The sequence below is a fragment of the Nocardioides solisilvae genome, from assembly GCF_003194625.1.
Classification (GTDB): domain Bacteria; phylum Actinomycetota; class Actinomycetes; order Propionibacteriales; family Nocardioidaceae; genus Nocardioides; species Nocardioides solisilvae.
Genome location: NZ_QHKX01000004.1, coordinates 308,397 through 326,223 on the forward strand (window position 1 = coordinate 308,397; position 17,827 = coordinate 326,223).

Genomic DNA, 17,827 nt, shown 5'->3' on the forward strand with positions numbered 1-17,827 from the left:
CCGGCGGCGGCAGAACGCCGCCGGCCGGGGCCGCACGTCAGATGTCGCGGAACGTCTCGATGTTGGCGCCGAGGGTGTTCAGCCGCTCGGCGAGGTCCTCGTACCCGCGGTGGATCACGTAGGTCGACCGGAGCACCGAGGTGCCCTTGGAGGCCAGCATCGCCAGCAGGATCACGACGGCCGGCCGCAGGGCCGGCGGGCAGACGATCTCGGCCCCGGAGAAGCGGGTGGGCCCCTCGATCATCACGCGGTGCGGGTCGAGCAGCTTCACGTCGGCCCCGAGCTTGTTGAGCTCGGTGAGGTAGATCGCCCGGTTCTCGTAGACCCAGTCGTGCAGCAGCGTCTGCCCCTGGGCCACGGCGCCGATCACGGCGAAGAACGGCAGGTTGTCGATGTTCAGGCCCGGGAACGGCATTGGGTGGACCTTGTCGAGCGGGGCGTGCAGCTCGCACTCGTGGGTGGTGATGTCGACGAGCCGGGTGTGGCCGTTGTTGGCCACGTACTCCTCGGACCGCGAGTACTGGAAGCCCATCTCCTCCAGCAGGGCCAGCTCGATCTCGAGGAACTCGATCGGCACGCGCTGGATGGTGATCTCCGAGCGGGTGACGATCGCGGCGGCCAGCAGCGACATCGCCTCGATCGGGTCCTCGCTCGGCGAGTAGTCGACGTCGACGTCGATGCGCTCGACGCCGGTGACGGTCAGCGTGGTGGTCCCGATCCCCTCGACCTCCACGCCGAGCTTGCGCAGGTAGAAGCAGAGGTCCTGGACCATGTAGTTGGACGACGCGTTGCGGATGACGGTGGTCCCGGGGTGGAGGGCCGCGGCCATCAGCGCGTTCTCCGTGACCGTGTCGCCGCGCTCGGTGAGCACGATCGGTCGCCGAGGCGTCACGGCGCGGTCGACCTGCGCGTGGTAGGCCCCCTCGCTCGCCTTCACCTCGAGGCCGAAGGGGCGCAGGGCCGACATGTGCGGCTCGACCGTGCGGGTGCCGAGGTTGCAGCCCCCCGCGTAGGGGAGGTCGAAGGAGGCGGCCTGGTGCAGCAGGGGGCCGAGGAACATGATGACCGACCGGGTACGCCGGGCGGCCTCCTCGTCGATCGCGCTCAGGTCGAGGCTGGTCGGCGGGACGATCTCGAGGTCGTTCTCGTCGTTGAGCCAGCGGGTCTGGACCCCCAGGGACTCCAGGACCTCGAGCAGTCGGTTGACCTCCTCGATCCGGGCCACCTTCCGCAGGGTGGTCCGGCCGCGGTTGAGCAGGGAGGCGCAGAGCAGCGCGACGCCGGCGTTCTTCGAGGTCTTGACGTCGATCTGGCCGGACAGGGTCGTCGGGCCGGTCACCCGGAGGTGGGTGGGACCGGCGCCGACCGCCACGATCTCGCTGTCGAGGGCGCTGCCGATCCGGGCGAGCATCTCGAGGGAGAGGTTCTGGTGCCCCTTCTCGATGCGGTTGATCGCGCTCTGGCTGGTGCCGAGGGTCTCTGCGAGCTGCTGCTGGGTGAGGCCGCGGTGCTTGCGGGCGTCGCGGATCAGGTTGCCGATCCGGCCGAGGTAGTCCGTCATGCCTCCACGGTATCTCAGATATGAGATACGGCCGTGTCGCCGTCGCCGTCCGGGGTGCCGCCGGTGGGGGAGCCGTCGGTGGGGGAGCCGTCGGTGGGCGAGCCGCCGGCGGGGCGGTCCTGGGCCCGGGACCGGCGCTGCCGCAGCGCGACGAGCGCCAGGCCGCCCAGCAGCAGGACGGCGGCGACACCGCCGACGACCGGCCACACGGGGAAGGAGGCGGACGCGTCCGCCTCGGCGCGCATCTGGGTGTCCTGGCCGAACTCGGGCCGCCACGTGACGGTGTTGCCGTCGACCTCGCCGTTGGAGTCGGTGACCCGGCCGGGGAAGGTCACGGAGACCTCCATCTCCGACTCGGCGAACATGTCCTCGAATCCCATCTCCTCCGCCTGGCTGGCCTCTTCCTCGTCGGCGAGGTCCATGGTCCCCTCGAAGACGAAGGTGTCGCCCTCCTTGACCAGGTTCCAGGGCATCTCCTCGCCCTCGTCGTCGGCGGTGGACGTGGTGAGCTCGTCGAGGGTGATGTCGGAGAAGGTCATCGTCTGGCCGACGAACTTGTCGTCCTCGTAGGGCTCGACCTCGGCACCCTCGGGGATCTCGTCCGCCTCGAAGAACTCCTCGTCGAACCCCTCGAGGGAGGCGTTGCCGCCCTCGCCGTCCTCGCCGAGCGACTCGCCGAAGCTCTCGGCCATGCCCTGCATCATCGACATGGCTTGCTTGGACATGCCCACGGTCATGGTGCCGCTGACGGTCTCGTCCTCGTGGACCTCGATGTCGGCGTCGAGCTTGATGCACCCGGTGAGGGAGACCAGGGCGACCACGGTGAGCAGGGCTGGGGCGAGTCGACGGCGCATGGCGGCAAGGTAGCGACCCTGGGCCCCCGTCGTCGTGGATCTCGCGGAAGTTGCCACGAGGGTGATAATCGCCACCATGCCTCCGTCTCCCTCGCTGGTCCTGGGTCCCCTGCTCAGGCACGTGGACCAGACCACGGCGACGGTCTGGGTCGAGACGGACCGGGCGGCCACCGTCACCGTCGCCCGTGGCGCCGTCACCGCGAGCGCCCGCACCTTCGCCGTCCACGGCCACCACTACGCCCTGGTCGACCTGGACGGGCTGGCGCCGGGGACGTGCGAGCCCTACTCGGTGGTCCTCGTCGACGACGAGGGGAACGGTGCAGCCGCGTGGCCCGAGGCGGGGTCGCCGTTCCCGCCGCCGGTGATCGCCACCCTCGGGACGGGCCGCTCGCTGCGGCTGCTCTACGGGTCGTGCCGGACCTCGGTGCCCCACGACGCCTCCGGCAACTCCACGCACGGCGTCGACGCCCTCCGGGCCTACGCGTTGCGCCTCGCCGGGCTGGTGCCGGCGGCGGCGGGGGAGGAGGAGCTCGGGGATCCCGGCTGGCCCGACCTGGCGCTCTTCCTCGGCGACCAGGTCTACGCCGACGAGACGTCCGACGAGATGCGCGACTTCGTCGCCGCCCGCCGCTCCCTCGACGAGCCGCCGGGGGAGGAGCTGAAGGACTACGCCGAGTACGCCCACCTCTACCTGCTCGCCTGGGGCGACCCCGCAAACCGGTGGTTGCTGTCCACGGTCCCCTCGGCCATGGTCTTCGACGACCACGACGTGCGGGACGACTGGAACACGTCCCTGAGCTGGCGGCGCCGGATGGAGGCCACCGAGTGGTGGCACGGGCGGATCGTCGCCGCCCTGTCGTCGTACTGGGTGCACCAGCACCTGGGCAACCTCTCGCCCGCGGAGCGCCTCGAGGACCCCCTGTGGGCGCGCGTGCGGGCCCACGAGGGGCCCGACGAGCTGGACCTCTCCGAGGCGCTGGACGCGTTCGCGGCGGTGGTCGACCAGCAGCCCGAGGCCTACCGGTGGAGCTTCGACCGCCGGTTCGGCGACCTGGCCCGCCTCGTCATGGTCGACTCCCGCGCCGCCCGGGTCCTCGACCCCGACCGTCGCTCGATGCTGGACCCCGGGGAGATGTCCTGGCTCGACGGGCGGATGCGGGGTGACGTGGACCACCTCCTGGTCGGCACCTCGGTGCCGTTCCTCCTCGCCCCGGGCCTGCACCACGTCGAGGCGTTCTCCGAGGCGCTCGCCCAGGGCGCGTGGGGGAGGACGGCCGGGCGCGTCGGGGAGAGGCTGCGCCAGCTCGTGGACCTGGAGCACTGGGCCGCCTTCCAGGACTCGTTCCAGCGCGTGGCCCGGATGGCCGTGGAGGTGGCGCGCGGGGAGCGCGGCGCCGCTCCCAGCAGCGTCGCCTTCCTCTCCGGCGACGTGCACCACAGCTACGTCAGCGAGGCGCGGGTCCCGGGCGACCACGCCGGCACGGGGATGCGGAGCAGGTTCGTGCAGGCCGTCTGCTCACCGATCCGCAACCCGCTCTCGCGCAACATGCGGTTCGCCACCGCCGCGCTCTCCTACGGGGTCGCCGGGCCGCTCGGCCGGCTGGTCTCCCGGTCCGCGCACGTGCCCCCGGCCCCGCTGGAGTGGCGCTACGCACAGGGCCCCTGGTTCGACAACAACGTGGCCCTCCTCGAGCTCGAGGGAGCCGACGCCCGGTTCCGGTGGTTCACCGGGCGGGTCGTGGACGGCGTCCACGAGGCGCCGCAGCTGGCGACCGTCGCGGACCACCGGCTGCGCTGACCACGGCGCCGACGTGCCCGGTGGGGGGCGGGCTCACGTCCGGGCGTCGTACGCCGCCTCGCGACGCGCCCGTCTGCGCCGGCGTCGGCGCAGCGTGGCGGGCAGGACCAGCACCAGGGCCACGCCGATGCCGATCAGGCCGCCGACGGTGTTGGCCAGCAGGTCGCGCTCGTCGGGCACCCGTCCGGGGATCTGGCGCTGCGCGGTCTCGATGAAGGCCGTCATCAGGAACGAGCTGACCGCCGCCAGCCACCAGCCGCCGGCCCCGAAGAGCAGCAGGAGGAACATCCCCACCGGCACGAAGAGCGCGATGTTGGCGAGGAACTCCAGCCGCGCGTAGTCCACCGACTCCGCGATCCCGCGTCGGTGCAGGGCGTCCAGCAGCCGGTTGGCCAGCCGGGTCTCCCGCTCGCCGAGGGCGTCGGGGGTCAGCGTCAGCCAGCCGACGAAGACGAGGTAGCCGCCGGTCAGCAGGCTGAGGAAGGGATGCCGGTGGAACATCCCTCCAGTCTGCCGGTCCCGGTCACACCCGCACGTCGGCGTCCGTCAGTAACGTAGCCCGCAGGACGGGCACCGAGGCCGGGCACGAGGAAGCGAGCGACATGACCACGACGGGCACGGCGGCGACGACCGGGGGTGGCCTGCACCCGGCCGACGCCCACGACCTGATCCGGGTCACGGGTGCGCGCGAGAACAACCTGCGCGACGTCAGCCTCGAGATCCCGAAGCGACGGCTGACGGTCTTCACCGGGGTTTCCGGCTCGGGCAAGAGCTCCCTGGTCTTCGCGACCGTCGCCGCCGAGTCCCAGCGGCTGATCAACGAGACCTACAGCGCCTTCGTGCAGGGGTTCATGCCGACCCTCGCGCGGCCCGACGTGGACCACCTCGAGGGGCTCACGACCGCGATCATCGTCGACCAGGAGCGGCTCGGCGCCAACCCGCGCTCCACCGTCGGCACCGCCACCGACGCGCACGCGCTGCTGCGCATCCTCTACAGCCGGCTGGGGGACCCGTACGTCGGACCGCCGCCGGCCTTCTCGTTCAACGTCCCGACCCGCCGCGCCGGGGGCGTGATGACCACCGAGAAGGGTGGCCGGGTGGAGAAGAAGGTCGTCCGCGACGCGGTCTACCTCGGCGGGATGTGCCCGCGCTGCGAGGGCATGGGCCAGGTCAGCGACATCGACCGCACCGCCCTGTACGACGACACGCTGTCGCTGGCCGACGGCGCGCTCAGGGTGCCCGGCTACTCGATGGACGGGTGGTACGGCCGGCTCTTCGAGGGCGTCGGCCTCCCGATGGACAAGCCGATCGCGAAGTTCACCGCCAAGCAGCTGGACACGATGCTCTTCGCCGAGCCGACCAAGATCAAGGTCGAGGGCGTCAACCTGACCTTCGAGGGGATCATCCCGAAGATCCAGAAGTCGATGCTCAGCAAGGACCCCGAGGCGATGCAGCCGCACGTGCGGCGCTTCGTCGAGCGCGCCGTGACCTTCCAGCGCTGCCCCGAGTGCGAGGGGACCAGGCTCGCCGAGCAGGCCCGCCGCTCGCTGATCCGGGGGCGGAGCATCGCCGACCTGGCCGCCATGCAGATCAGCGACCTCGCCGCCTGGGTGGGCGAGCTGGACGAGCCCCGGGTCGCGCCGCTCCTGCAGGGCCTGCGGCACCTGCTCGACTCCTTCGTCGAGATCGGCCTGGGCTACCTCTCGCTCGACCGTCCGGCCGGGACGCTGTCGGGCGGGGAGGCGCAGCGGACCAAGATGATCCGCCACCTGGGCTCGTCGCTGACCGACGTCACCTACGTCTTCGACGAGCCGACCATCGGGCTGCACCCGCACGACATCGCCCGGATGAACCAGCTCCTGCTGCAGCTGCGCGACAAGGGCAACACCGTCCTCGTCGTCGAGCACAAGCCCGAGTCCATCGCGATCGCCGACCACGTCGTCGACCTCGGGCCCGGCGCGGGGGAGGGCGGCGGCACGATCTGCTTCGAGGGCACGGTCGACGACCTGCGGGCGAGCGACACGGTCACCGGTCGCCACCTCGACGACCGCGCGTCCCTCAAGGACGAGGTGCGCGAGCCCACCGGCGCCCTCGAGGTGCGCGACGCGACCACGCACAACCTGCAGGGGGTCGACGTCGACGTGCCGCTCGGCGTGCTCTGCGTGCTGACCGGCGTGGCGGGCTCCGGCAAGAGCTCGCTCGTGCAGGGGTCGATCGCCCCGCGGGAGGGCGTCGTGGTCATCGACCAAGGGGCGATCAAGGGCTCCCGGCGCAGCAACCCCGCGACTTACACGGGGCTTCTGGAGCCGATCCGCAAGGCCTTCGCGAAGGAGAACGGCGTGAAGCCGGCGCTCTTCAGCGCCAACTCGGAGGGCGCCTGCTCGACCTGCAAGGGCGCGGGAGTGGTCTTCACCGAGCTCGGCGTGATGGAGACCGTCGCCACGACCTGCGAGGAGTGCGAGGGCCGCAGGTTCCAGGCGGCGGTGCTGGAGTACACGCTGGGCGACCGCAACATCGCCGACGTCCTGGCGATGTCGGTCGCCGAGGCGCTGGAGTTCTTCGCCGCCGGGGACTCCCAGGTGCCCGCCGCCCACCGGATCCTCGAGCGGCTGCAGGACGTGGGCCTGGGTTATGTCAGGTTGGGGCAACCCCTCACCACCCTGTCGGGGGGAGAGCGACAGCGGCTCAAGCTGGCCACCCAGATGGCGGACAAGGGCGACGTCTACGTCCTCGACGAGCCCACCACGGGGCTGCACCTGGCCGACGTGGAGAACCTGTTGGGCCTGCTGGACAGGCTGGTCGACGCCGGACGCTCGGTGATCGTCATCGAGCACCACCAGGCCGTGATGGCCCACGCCGACTGGATCATCGACCTCGGCCCGGGCGCCGGCCACGACGGCGGTCGGGTGGTCTTCGAGGGCACGCCCGCCGACCTGGTGGCGCAGCGCTCGACGCTCACCGGCGAGCACCTGGCGGCGTACGTCGGCGCCTGAGGTCGCGCCGCACCCGGCCGACCCCTCTCGCCCGGCCTGTCCAATGTGCCGATAATCTACATTATGTCATTCACTACCGGTGCGTGGAGTCGACGCCGGCCGGCCCGACCTCCGCGATCGCGATCTGCATGTGGTGCTCGTCCCAGCGCAACGTCGTCGAACGACGCAGCGAACTCGGCCGGGGAGCTTCGCGTCCGAGATCAGCAACTCGTAGACCTCGGCGAGCACGTCGTAGCCGGTCACGGCTCCCCCCTCACTCGTGCAGCAGACCCGACGTCCGGCGGGACCAGTCCACCAGCGGAACGAGCCGACCGCCACAGCTTTTCGCCCGCAGGACCCGGCACGCCCCCGTGACGTCGTCGGGACGCCCGCCCGGTGTGTTCTCATGGTGCCTCCACGTCCACGTCGTCCCGGGAGTCAATCCGTGCGTCACGTCCTCACCTCGTTCGCCCTGATGGTCGGGCTTCTCGCGCCCGCCACGGTCGCCGGCTCGGCTGCCAGCGCCGAACGTGCCCCCGTCCCCTCCACGTCGGCCACCGGCGGCGGGGCGGCGTCCGCCGACCGCCCGGTCGCGGCCCGGCCCAAGAAGAAGCGCAAGAACCGGACGAAGGTCCGCGCCACCTGGAGCGCCAGCTCGGTGCAGATCGGTGGGCTCGCCGCCGTCACCGGCAAGGTGAAGGACAAGGGCCGGCTCAAGCGCAAGGTCGTGCTCCAGATGAAGCACGCCGACGGCTGGAAGAAGGTCCAGTCGACCAAGACCAACAAGAAGGGCGAGTTCGCCCTGCAGGTGCCGAGCGACTGGCTCTACTCGATGAAGTCGCGGGTGCTCACCAAGAAGAAGAAGCGCAGCCCGGGCGCCAAGTCCAAGACCCAGCGCTTCCAGGTCGTCCCCGACTTCGTGCCGGCCGGCAGCCCCGACAGCTGGAGCTACCTCAACCCCGCCAACCGACTGCGGTGGAACCCCTGCCAGACGATCAGCTACCGGGTCAACGTCGCCCAGGCCCCCGCCGGGACCGAGGAGGCCATCCACCGCGCGTTCGGCGCGATGAGCGGAGCCTCCGGCCTCCGGTTCAAGTTCAAGGGCTACACCGAGGCCATCTACCGCGGCCGTCCCGGCACCGGGAAGTGGGAGCGCGACACCGACCTCGTGGTCTCCTGGGCGCTGCCCGAGCAGACCACCCTCGACTTCTCCGGCGCCCACGCCTGGGGCGGCGTGCAGGACGCCGTCTGGGGCCGCGACCGCAAGGGGCGGCTCGGCAAGATCACCAAGGGCGGCACCACCTTCGACGCCACCACCCCCGGCGGCTGGCCCTACATGAAGGCCTACGACGTCCTGCTCCACGAGCTGGGCCACGTCGTCGGCCTCGGGCACGTCGACGACCCGACGCAGATCATGGCCACGGGCGTCGAGGGTCCCTACATCTACGGCGCCGGCGACCTCACCGGCATGCGCACCATCGGCAAGCAGAAGGGCTGCGTGAAGACGATCCGGCGTCGCGGCGCCGACATGATCTCCCCCGCCGACGCGGGGCTCCTGGTCGCCCTTCCCTGACGGCCCCCTAGCATCGGGCGCATGCCCGAGCTGACGCGCACCCGCCTGTCCCTGGCCACCGTCGTCCTGCTGCTGCCCCTCCTCGCCTCCTGCGGCGAGGAGGGGCAGTCCGCGCAGGAGGGCCCCACGCCCTCGGACGCCTCCGCCTCGGCGTCCCCCGACGCGGCGGGTGCGTGCACCTACCCCACCGACGGCAGCGAGCCGTCCCGGGAGGTGACTCCCCCGCCCGCGTCACCCGAGGTGTCGGGCGAGGTGGCGGTCACCTTGGCCACCAGCGCCGGCGAGGTGAAAGCGGTCCTCGACGCCGACGGCACCCCCTGCACCGTGCAGAGCTTCGTCTCCCTGGCCGAGCAGGGGTACTTCGACGACACCGAGTGCCACCGCCTGACCACCGAGGGGATCTTCGTCCTGCAGTGCGGCGACCCGACCGGAACCGGCACCGGTGGCCCCGGCTACACGGTGCCCGACGAGCTCGGGACCGCACGGGACGGCTACCCGGCCGGTGTCCTCGCCATGGCCAACACCGGCGCGCCCGACTCCGGCGGCTCGCAGTTCTTCATCGTCCACGAGGACACCCAGCTCCCCCCGGCCTACGCGGTCTTCGGCCGGGTCGACGAGGCGGGGCTCGACGTGGTCCGCGAGGTCGCCGCCCGCGGCACCGACTCGGGGGCGGGTGACGGACCCCCCGCCGAGCCGGTCACCCTCGACTCGGTCACCCTCGACTGAGCACCCGCTCCCCCGTGGCCGTCAGTCGGCGGCCTGCCGGAACTCCACGGGGGTGCCCAGCGCCACGGTCCGGCTGACGGTGCACAGCCTGTCCCGCGACTGCCGGATCGCGGACTCGAGGACGGCGCGGGCGCTGCGTCCCGCCTCGTCGTCGGGGAAGACGATGTCGAAGGTGACGCGCAGGTCACGGAGGTGGTTGCCGTCCTCGTCGCGGACCTTCTCCGCCTCGCAGGTCACGTCGAAGGACGTCGCGGGCGAGCGCCGACCGGTGATGAGGTCCACGTCGACGGCGCTGCAGCCGGCGATCGCCGCGAGCAGCAGCTCGACCGGCGTGAAGTCGGGATCGAGCCCGCCGGCCCCCATGAAGGTCTCGCCGCCGCGGCCGTTGTCGGCACGGAACCGGCGTTCGCCGATCCGGGTCAGCGTGACGGACCGGTGCGGGTCCCGGGAGGTGCTGGTCTCGTGCGAGGGCTCGGTCATGCCCCGAGCATAGGAACCGGGTGGACGCCGCACCCCCACGGCTACGCTCGACCGGGTGAGCACCCCGCACCAGAGCCTGCAGCGCGTCGAGGCCGAGCGCCGACGCGACCTGCTCGACGTGACGTCGTACGACGTGACCCTCGACCTGAGCGCCGACGAGGAGACCTTCACCTCCCGCACCCGGATCCTCTTCGAGAGCCGCGGCGGCAGGACGTTCCTCGACCTCAAGCCGCGCCACCTCGCGTCCCTCACCCTCGACGGCGAACCGCTGCCGGTCGAGGCCCTGGACCGGGGGCGCTACCCCCTCGAGGTCGCCTCCGGCCGCCACGAGCTGGTCGTCGAGGCCGTGATGGCGTTCCGTCGCGACGGCGAGGGCCTGCACCACTCCGTGGACCCCGCCGACGGCCGGCGCTACGTCTACGGCATGTCCTTCATGGACGCCGCCCCGAGCATCTTCGCCTGCTTCGACCAGCCTGACCTCAAGGCGCCGTACACCCTGCACGTCACCACGCCGACCGACTGGAAGGTCTTCGGCAACGGTGCCGCGGAGGAGGTGGAGCCCGGCCGGTGGGAGCTGGCCACCACTCCCCCGCTCTCGACCTACTTCGTCACCCTGGTCGCGGGCCCCTACCACCTGCTCACCGACGAGCACGACGGGATCCCGCTCGGCCTCAGCGCCCGGCAGAGCCTCGCTGCCGACCTGGAGAAGGACGCCGACGAGCTCTTCGGCCTGACCCGGGCCAGCTTCGACGAGCTCCACCGGCTCTTCGGCATCCGCTACCCGTTCGGCGCCTACCACCAGGCCTTCGTCCCGGAGTTCAACGCCGGCGCGATGGAGAACCCGGGATGCGTCACCTTCCGCGACCCGCTGGTCTTCTCCAGCAAGGTCACCCGCGGGCAACGGATCCAGCGCGCCACCACGGTGGCCCACGAGATGGCGCACCAGTGGTTCGGCAACCTCACGACCCCGACCTGGTGGGACGACCTGTGGCTCAACGAGTCCTTCGCGGAGTACATGGGCAACCGGGTCACCGCCGACGTGACCGAGTACGACGACGCCTGGACCCACGTCGCCTACGCCCGGCGCCAGTGGGGCCTGGTCGCCGACCAGCGGCCGAGCACCCACCCCGTTGCCGGCAACGGCGCGGTCGACGCGACCGCCGCGCTGCAGGACTTCGACGGGATCTCCTACGCCAAGGGCTCGAGCATCCTCAAGCAGCTCAACGCCCGGCTCGGCGACGACGTCTTCTTCCGCGGCGTGGTCGACCACTTCGAGTCCCACCGCTTCGGCAACGCCACCATGCACGACCTCTTCGCCTCGTGGGAGCGCGCGGGCGCCGGCGACCTCTCCGACTTCACCGGCGCCTGGCTGCGGACCGCCGGGCCCGACACGCTGCAGGTCGACGCCGGGTGGACCCTGCGTCGTACCCCTCCGGCCGGCCGTCCCGCGGACCGCAGCCACACCCTCAGCCTCGCCGTCCTCGACGAGGACGGCACGCACGTCCACGCCCTCACGACCGAGGGTGACGTGACCCCGCTGCCGCCCGGGCTCGCCCCGCGTCCTGGGTCCACGGCCGCGGTGGTGCTCGACCCCTTCGAGGAGACGTGGGCCGCCACCCTCCTGGACCCGGCCGCCGTGGCCGCCCTGCCCACGCTGCTGCCGCGGGTCGACGACGCCCGGCTGCGCGCCGGCGTCTGGAACGCGGTGCGCAGCACCTTCCACCAGGCCCTCCTCGACCCGGCCCTGGTCGTCGACCTGGTCGAGGCCGCGATGCCGCACGAGGACAACGACGACGCGCTGCAGTACACGATGCCGTGGGCGATCAGCCGCGGCGCGGGCCTCGGCCGTGCGCCCGAGGAGGCGGCCGCCCGGATCCACGCGGCCATGGCGCGCCGGGTCGCCACGGCCCCGCCGGGCAGCACCCTGCAGCTCGCCGCCTTCCAGTCCCAGGTGGCGACGGCCACCGAGCCCGAACAGCTGCGCGCCTGGCTCGCCGCCGACGTGCCCGAGGGGGTGGAGGTCGACGTCGACCTCCGGTGGGCGGTGCTGGTCAGGCTCGCGACGCTCGGCGCCCTGGAAGAGGCCGAGCTCGACGCCGCCCTCGCCGAGGAACCCTCCGCGCGGGCCCGCGTGGAGCACTCACGGGCTCGCGCCTCCCTGCCCACCGAGGCGGCGAAGGCGTGGGCCTGGGAGCGGTTCACCGGCGCGGCCGACGTGGCCAACTACGAGCTGGAGGCCGCCGGGCTCGGCATGTGGCGGGTGGGCCAGGAGGCGCTGACGGAGGCGTACGCCGACCGGTTCCTCGACGCCCTGCCCGCCCTGCCCGAGGCGCACGCCGGATGGGTGCTGGGCACGGCGGTGCGCTCCTTCTTCCCGCTCACCCACCTCTCCCCCGCCTGGTGCGAGCGGGCCGAGGCGCTCGCAGGCTCGGACACCCTCGACCTCACGGTGCGACGCAACCTCGTCGACCTGGTCGACGAGCTCGGCCGCCGGATCGCCGTGCGCCGCGCCTTCGGCGGACGGTGAGGGGCCCGCGATGACGGCCACCGGCGGGCTGCCCCGGCGTCCGGGCCCCAGCGTCCGCACCCGGGTCACCGAGCTGCAGCAGCAGCCCGAGCCCGCGACCGACGCGGGCGGCCACGCCGGGCCCGGGACCGCTGACGGTGCTGGTGCCGATGCCGGTGCCGGTGACGAGGCCCGCCGGCACGAGGACCGCCTGGTGACGGAGGAGCCGCTCGAGCTCCGGCTGGGTTGGCCGGGCCGCTCGCCGGAGCGGGCGTGGCTGACGATGCGGACGCCCGGCCACGACTTCGAGCTGGCCGTGGGCTGGGCGCGGCACGAGGGGATCCTCGGCGAGGCGCAGGCCGGCGGTGACGGCGGTGACGGCGGTGACGGCGTCCTGGAGCGGGTCGCCTACTGCACGGACCGCGCGCTCACGCGGGAGCAGGAGTTCAACGTCGTCACGGTGACCCTCGCCGGACCCCCGGCCGTCCTTCCCGGGCACGGGCACCTGCGCCCCGGGCTCGCCAGCTCGGCCTGCGGCGTCTGCGGCAAGGAGAGCCTCGAGCGCGCGCTGGCGGCTCCCCAGGGGGCGCGGTGGGAGGGTCCCCTCCCCTCCCCCGCCACGGTCCGGCGCCTCCCCGCCCTGCTGCGCGCGCGCCAGCCGCTCTTCGACCGCACGGGCGGCTCGCACGCGGCCGGCCTCTTCACCGCGGACGGCGACTGCTTGGCGGTCCGCGAGGACGTCGGCCGCCACAACGCCGTCGACAAGGTCACCGGCGCCCGGCTGCTGGCGGGCGATTCGGCCGCGGCCGCCGTGCTGGTGGTGAGCGGACGGGCCGGCTTCGAGCTCGTGCAGAAGGCCGTGGCCGTCGGGACCGGGGCCCTGGTCTCCGTCGGCGCCCCCACCAGCCTCTCGGTCGACCTCGCCCGCCGGGCCGGTCTGGCCCTCTACGGGTTCACCCGCCCCGACCGCACCGTCCGCTACGCCTGACGGGACCTCCGGCCGCGGCGTGGGTGCCGAGAAGTGTCGGCGCGCCGTCCTAGGTTCTTCCCGTGCGCATCCTCCACACCTCCGACTGGCATCTCGGACGTTCCTTCCACCGGGAAGGGATGCTCGAGCACCAGGCCGCCTTCGTCGACCACCTGCTCGAGGTCGTGGAGTCCCGGGAGGTCGACCTCGTCGTGGTGGCGGGGGACGTCTACGACCGGGCCCTCCCGCACGTCGACGCCGTCCGGGTGGCCGACGACGCCTTCGCCCGCCTGGCCCGCTCCCGGGCCCGCGTCGTGGTGACCAGCGGCAACCACGACTCGGCGCTGCGCCTGGGGTTCGGGTCGCGGCTGATGGACGCCGCCGGCGTCCACGTGCGCACCGACGCCAACGGGGTCGGCACCCCCGTCGAGCTCGACGACGAGCACGGACCGGTGCTCGTCTACGGCATCCCCTACCTCGACCCCGAGGCCCTTCGTGGCCCCTGGTCGCTGCCCCGGCGCAGCCACGAGGCGGCGCTGGCCGCGGCGATGGGCCGGGTCCGGGCCGACCTCGCCACCCGTCCCGCGTCCTCACGCTCGGTCGTGCTGGCGCACGCGTTCGTCGCCGGCTGCGCCCCGTCCGACTCCGAGCGCGACATCGCGGTCGGCGGTGTCTCGATGGTCTCGGCCGAGCTCTTCGACGGCATCGACTACACCGCCCTCGGCCACCTGCACGGCGCCCAGCAGCTCAGCGCGTCGGTGCGCTACAGCGGCTCACCGCTGGCCTACTCGTTCTCCGAGGCCGACCACGTGAAGGGCTGCTGGCTCGTCGACCTGGGCGCCGACGGCGTGTCGTCCTCCGAGTTCCTCGCCTCCCCCGTGCCCCGCCCGCTGGTCCGGCTCACCGGTGCGCTCGCCGACCTGCTGGCCGACCCGGCGCTCGAGCAGCACGAGGGCTCGTGGGTCCAGGCCACCCTCACCGACCCGGTCCGGCCGCTCCGCGCCATGGACCAGCTGCGCCAGCGGTTCCCCCACACCCTGGTGATCGGCTTCGCCTCCGACCCGTCAGCGGGCGGGTCGACCCCGCAGGCGCGGCCGACCGGCCTGACCGACCACGAGATCGCCCTGGCGTTCGTCGCCGAGGTGCGCGGCGAGCCCGCCCGCGAGGAGGAGTCGCTGCTCCTGCGCGATGCCTGCGAGGCGTCCCGCGACGACCGTGACGACTGCGCCGACACCCTCGTCGGTGCCGGGCAGGAGGGCTGATGCGGCTGCACCACCTCTCGGTCACGGCGTTCGGCCCCTTCGCGGGGACCGAGGAGGTGGACTTCGACGCGCTCAGCGCCTCGGGCCTGTTCCTCCTCACGGGGCCCACGGGGGCGGGCAAGACCAGCGTCCTCGACGCGGTCTGCTTCGCCCTGTACGGCGACGTGCCCGGTGACCGCAACGTGGCCAAGCGGCTCCGGTCCGACCAGGCACCCGCCGGCGTCGCCCCGCGCGTGGCGCTCGAGGCGACCCTCGCCGGTCGACGCTTCCGGGTCGTCCGCTCCCCCGCCTGGCGCCGACCCAAGAAGCGAGGTGAGGGGACGACCCAGCAGCAGGCGACCGTCACCCTGACCGAGCTGCTGGACGGCGAGGAGGTCCTGCTCTCGTCCCGGATCGACGAGGTCGCCGCCCTGGTCATCGGGCTGGTCGGGATGACGATGCCGCAGTTCTGCCAGGTCGCCATGCTGCCCCAGGGCGGTTTCCAGGCCTTCCTGCGAGCGCGTGCCGACGAGCGCCAGGCCGTCCTGCAGCAGCTCTTCCACACCGGTCGCTTCGCCCGCGTCGAGGGCTGGCTCCGGGACCGCAGGGTCGAGCTCCACCGCCGTTCCCGGCGGCGGCACGACGAGGTCGTGGGGCAGCTCACCCGTCTGTCCGAGGCCGCCGGCAGCGGCCTGCCACCCGAGTGGGCGCTCGACTCCGTCGAGGGTCCGGTGGCGGACGGCTCCGTCCAGGCCTGGGCGGCCGCGCTGCGTGACGACGCCGCCACGGCCGCCGCCGACTGCGGAGTCCTGCTCCCGGCAGCCGAGAGGGTCGAGGAGTCCGCCCGGAGGGCGCTGGAGTCCGCCACCCGCACGGCCGAGCTCGTGCGTCGGCGTGCGGAGGCCCTGCGGGTCCTGGACCGGCAACGGGAGGAGCACGCCCAGCACGCGACCCGCGCCGCCGAGCTCCGGGCCGCCGAGCGGGCCGCCCCGGTGGTGCCCCTCGCCCGCGTCGCCGAGCGTGCCACCTGGGACGCCGCCGCCGCCCGCGTCAGACGCACCGCGCTCGCCGACGAGCTCGCTGCTGCCCTCCGCCGGCCCCCGATCCCGACGCTCCTCGACCTCCCGGGAGCCCTGCCCTCGCAGGAGGACCACCCCGCTGACGGCATGCCCCCGTCCCCCGCCACGGCTGTCGACGGCATCGCCTGTGCGGTGCGGGCCAGGGTCACCGAGGTCACGGCCCTGCTGCCGCTGGACGAGCGCGTGCTCGCCCTCGCGGACCAGCTCGTCGAGGACGAGCGCCAGCTCTCCGCGGCGCGCGCGACCCGGGACGAGCTCGAGAGCCGGACCGAGGAGCTGCCGCGCCGGCTGGAGCGGCTGCGCGCCGCCCTCGCCTCCAGCGCGGCGTCGGCGGAGGCGGTGCCGATGCGCACGGCCGACGTCCTGGCCGCGCGGGAGCGGGTCGCAGCCCACGCCCGGGCCGGTCACCTCGCCGAGCAGCTCGCCGACGCCCAGGAGGAGCGCAGGGAGTGCGTGGCGCTCACCCAGACGCTCACCGAGGAGTGGCTGGACCTGCGCGAGGCCCGGCTGCAGGGCATGGCGGCGGAGATCGCCGGTGCCCTGGCGGTCGGCGGTTCCTGCCCGGTGTGCGGCTCGTGCCAACACCCGAGCCCGGCCAGCCCCTCCCCGGGGGCCCCCGACGCCGAGGCCGAACGCCTCGCCCTGCGCCGGGTCGACGACGCCAAGGCCACCCAGCACGTCCACGACGAGCGGGTGCAGCAGCTGCGGACCGCGCTCGAGGTCGCGCGGGCCACCGCAGGGCACGACGACGGGGTGCGGCTCGCCGCCGGCCTGCGGGCTGCCGAGGCGGCGTTGGCCGAGGCCGAGGAGGCCAGGTCGAGGGCCGCCGACCTCGAGGCCGGTCTGGCCGACCTCGAGGCGCGGCTCGAGCAGGCGCGCGGCGAGGTCCGGGCCGCCGTCACCCGGCTCGCTGCCCTGGAGGAGCGACGCACGACGACAGGGCGCGAGCTCGACTCCGCCCGGGCGGGCCGGGACGCCGTCCTGGCAGGCACGACGCTCTCGTCCGTGTCGGAGGCGCTCGCCCACCTCCGCGAGCTCGAGGCGCTCGTCGAGCGGACCCGAGCGGCCGAGCACGAGGCGGCCGACGCCGGCGTCCGGGCCGCCGAGCACGAGCGGGCCCTGGCAAGGTGCCTCGCCGAGCACGACTTCCCGGGGGCCGCGGAGGCGCTGGCCGCGCACCGCCCGGCCGACGCGCGGGCCCGTCTCAGGGCGGAGGTCGACCGCCACCGCGACGAGGAGACGCGGTGCCGTGCTGTCCTGGAGGAGCCGGAGGTGGCGGCCCTCGCAGACGACGCCGCCCCCGACCTCCCGGCCCTCGAGGCCCGGCACGCCGAGGCGAGCTCGCGCCTGTCGGACCTGCGCAGCCGCCACGAGGCCCTGCACGGACGGGCTGACCGCCTGGCCCTGCTGGTCGACGACCTCGACCGTCTCCTGGCTGCCTGGCGTCCGCTGCGCGAGGAGCACCGCACGGTCTCCGACCTCGCCGCCTTCGTCGAGGGCAAGTCGACCGACAACCGGTTTCAGATGCGGCTGTCGGCCTACGTGCTCGCCTACCGGCTCTCCCAGGTCGTCGCGGCGGCCAACACGCGACTGGCCCGGATGAGCGACCAGCGCTACACCCTCGAGCACACCGGGGATCGGGTCAACCGGGAGACGCGTGGCGGCCTCGGCCTGCTTGTCCGCGACGACTGGTCGGGCGAGTCCCGGGACCCGGCGACCTTGTCGGGGGGTGAGACCTTCGTCGTCTCGCTCGCCCTGGCGCTCGGCCTGGCCGACGTCATCACCGAGGAGGCCGGCGGCGCCGACCTCGACACCCTCTTCGTGGACGAGGGGTTCGGCTCCCTCGACGCCGACACGCTCGACGACGTGCTGGACACCCTCGACGCGCTGCGCGACCGCGGCCGCGTGGTGGGAGTGGTCAGCCACGTGACCGAGATGAGGGAGCGGATCCCGGCCCAGCTGCGCGTGCACAAGACGCGCACGGGGTCGACGCTGTCGACGGCGGGGCTCTGACCCGGGCTCGGGCTCGGGCTCGACAAAGAACTCCGGCACCAGCGGGCCGGGACCCGA

The 17,827-nt window shown here is 73.4% G+C and carries 12 protein-coding genes; 8 read left to right on the forward strand and 4 right to left on the reverse strand.

Features of this window, described 5'->3' with window-relative positions; translation table 11 throughout:
- Nucleotides 1–37: 37 nt before the first annotated feature.
- The gene (locus tag DNK53_RS16785) at nucleotides 38–1,561 is read right to left on the reverse strand and encodes a helix-turn-helix domain-containing protein (protein WP_110183456.1); all 1,524 of its coding nucleotides are present in this window, start codon (nucleotides 1,559–1,561) and stop codon (nucleotides 38–40) included.
- 14 nt (nucleotides 1,562–1,575) lie between these two features.
- Nucleotides 1,576–2,415, reverse strand: coding sequence for an LppM family (lipo)protein (locus DNK53_RS16790; protein WP_110183457.1), 840 nt, complete (start codon nucleotides 2,413–2,415; stop codon nucleotides 1,576–1,578).
- 76 nt (nucleotides 2,416–2,491) lie between these two features.
- Between DNK53_RS16790 and DNK53_RS16795 the strand changes: the two genes are divergently transcribed.
- Nucleotides 2,492–4,213, forward strand: coding sequence for an alkaline phosphatase D family protein (locus DNK53_RS16795; RefSeq protein ID WP_110183458.1), 1,722 nt, complete (start codon nucleotides 2,492–2,494; stop codon nucleotides 4,211–4,213).
- Nucleotides 4,214–4,246: 33 nt separating this feature from the next.
- On the opposite strand, the gene DNK53_RS16800 is transcribed toward DNK53_RS16795, so the two are convergent.
- Nucleotides 4,247–4,714: a VanZ family protein gene (locus DNK53_RS16800; RefSeq protein ID WP_110183459.1), complete on the reverse strand. Its 468-nt coding sequence runs from the start codon at nucleotides 4,712–4,714 to the stop codon at nucleotides 4,247–4,249.
- A gap of 101 nt (nucleotides 4,715–4,815) precedes the next feature.
- Between DNK53_RS16800 and DNK53_RS16805 the strand changes: the two genes are divergently transcribed.
- The 3 genes from DNK53_RS16805 to DNK53_RS16815 all read left to right on the forward strand — a co-directional run bounded on the left by DNK53_RS16805 (nucleotide 4,816) and on the right by DNK53_RS16815 (nucleotide 9,484).
- Nucleotides 4,816–7,206 carry an ATP-binding cassette domain-containing protein gene (locus tag DNK53_RS16805; RefSeq protein WP_110183460.1) on the forward strand — a complete coding sequence of 797 codons (2,391 nt, stop codon included), beginning with the start codon at nucleotides 4,816–4,818 and terminating at the stop codon, nucleotides 7,204–7,206.
- Nucleotides 7,207–7,630: 424 nt separating this feature from the next.
- Nucleotides 7,631–8,758 carry a matrixin family metalloprotease gene (locus DNK53_RS16810; RefSeq protein WP_110183461.1) on the forward strand — a complete coding sequence of 376 codons (1,128 nt, stop codon included), beginning with the start codon at nucleotides 7,631–7,633 and terminating at the stop codon, nucleotides 8,756–8,758.
- Nucleotides 8,759–8,779: 21 nt separating this feature from the next.
- Nucleotides 8,780–9,484 carry a peptidylprolyl isomerase gene (locus DNK53_RS16815; protein WP_110183462.1) on the forward strand — a complete coding sequence of 235 codons (705 nt, stop codon included), beginning with the start codon at nucleotides 8,780–8,782 and terminating at the stop codon, nucleotides 9,482–9,484.
- A 21-nt stretch (nucleotides 9,485–9,505) separates the two neighbouring features.
- Here DNK53_RS16815 and DNK53_RS16820 read toward each other — a convergent pair whose 3' ends face one another.
- A complete protein-coding gene (locus DNK53_RS16820) occupies nucleotides 9,506–9,964 on the reverse strand; it encodes an OsmC family protein (protein ID WP_110183463.1) in 459 nt (152 codons plus the stop codon).
- A gap of 55 nt (nucleotides 9,965–10,019) precedes the next feature.
- Here DNK53_RS16820 and pepN point away from each other — a divergent pair, with 55 nt between their 5' ends.
- The 4 genes from pepN to DNK53_RS18430 all read left to right on the forward strand — a co-directional run bounded on the left by pepN (nucleotide 10,020) and on the right by DNK53_RS18430 (nucleotide 17,770).
- Entirely contained in the window at nucleotides 10,020–12,491 is a 2,472-nt protein-coding gene (pepN, locus tag DNK53_RS16825) for an aminopeptidase N (protein WP_110183464.1), read from the forward strand.
- Between the two features lie 10 nt (nucleotides 12,492–12,501).
- The gene (locus DNK53_RS16830) at nucleotides 12,502–13,458 is read left to right on the forward strand and encodes a formate dehydrogenase accessory sulfurtransferase FdhD (RefSeq protein WP_110183465.1); all 957 of its coding nucleotides are present in this window, start codon (nucleotides 12,502–12,504) and stop codon (nucleotides 13,456–13,458) included.
- Between the two features lie 62 nt (nucleotides 13,459–13,520).
- Nucleotides 13,521–14,699 carry an exonuclease SbcCD subunit D gene (locus DNK53_RS16835; protein ID WP_110183466.1) on the forward strand — a complete coding sequence of 393 codons (1,179 nt, stop codon included), beginning with the start codon at nucleotides 13,521–13,523 and terminating at the stop codon, nucleotides 14,697–14,699.
- Nucleotides 14,699–17,770 (forward strand): AAA family ATPase, encoded by a 3,072-nt coding sequence (locus DNK53_RS18430; RefSeq protein WP_110183467.1) that lies wholly within the window; start codon nucleotides 14,699–14,701, stop codon nucleotides 17,768–17,770. The genes DNK53_RS16835 and DNK53_RS18430 overlap by 1 nt, the downstream gene beginning before the upstream one ends.
- The last annotated feature ends 57 nt before the right edge of the window (nucleotides 17,771–17,827 follow it).

Coding starts and splice junctions, on each gene's coding strand:
- DNK53_RS16795 (WP_110183458.1), top strand. CDS start 2,492: ATGCCTCCGTCTCCCTCGCTGGTCCTGGGTCCCCTGCTCAGGCACGTG.
- DNK53_RS16805 (WP_110183460.1), top strand. CDS start 4,816: ATGACCACGACGGGCACGGCGGCGACGACCGGGGGTGGCCTGCACCCG.
- DNK53_RS16790 (WP_110183457.1), bottom strand. CDS start 2,415: ATGCGCCGTCGACTCGCCCCAGCCCTGCTCACCGTGGTCGCCCTGGTC.
- DNK53_RS16820 (WP_110183463.1), bottom strand. CDS start 9,964: ATGACCGAGCCCTCGCACGAGACCAGCACCTCCCGGGACCCGCACCGG.
- DNK53_RS16785 (WP_110183456.1), bottom strand. CDS start 1,561: ATGACGGACTACCTCGGCCGGATCGGCAACCTGATCCGCGACGCCCGC.
- DNK53_RS16830 (WP_110183465.1), top strand. CDS start 12,502: ATGACGGCCACCGGCGGGCTGCCCCGGCGTCCGGGCCCCAGCGTCCGC.
- DNK53_RS18430 (WP_110183467.1), top strand. CDS start 14,699: ATGCGGCTGCACCACCTCTCGGTCACGGCGTTCGGCCCCTTCGCGGGG.
- DNK53_RS16800 (WP_110183459.1), bottom strand. CDS start 4,714: ATGTTCCACCGGCATCCCTTCCTCAGCCTGCTGACCGGCGGCTACCTC.
- DNK53_RS16815 (WP_110183462.1), top strand. CDS start 8,780: ATGCCCGAGCTGACGCGCACCCGCCTGTCCCTGGCCACCGTCGTCCTG.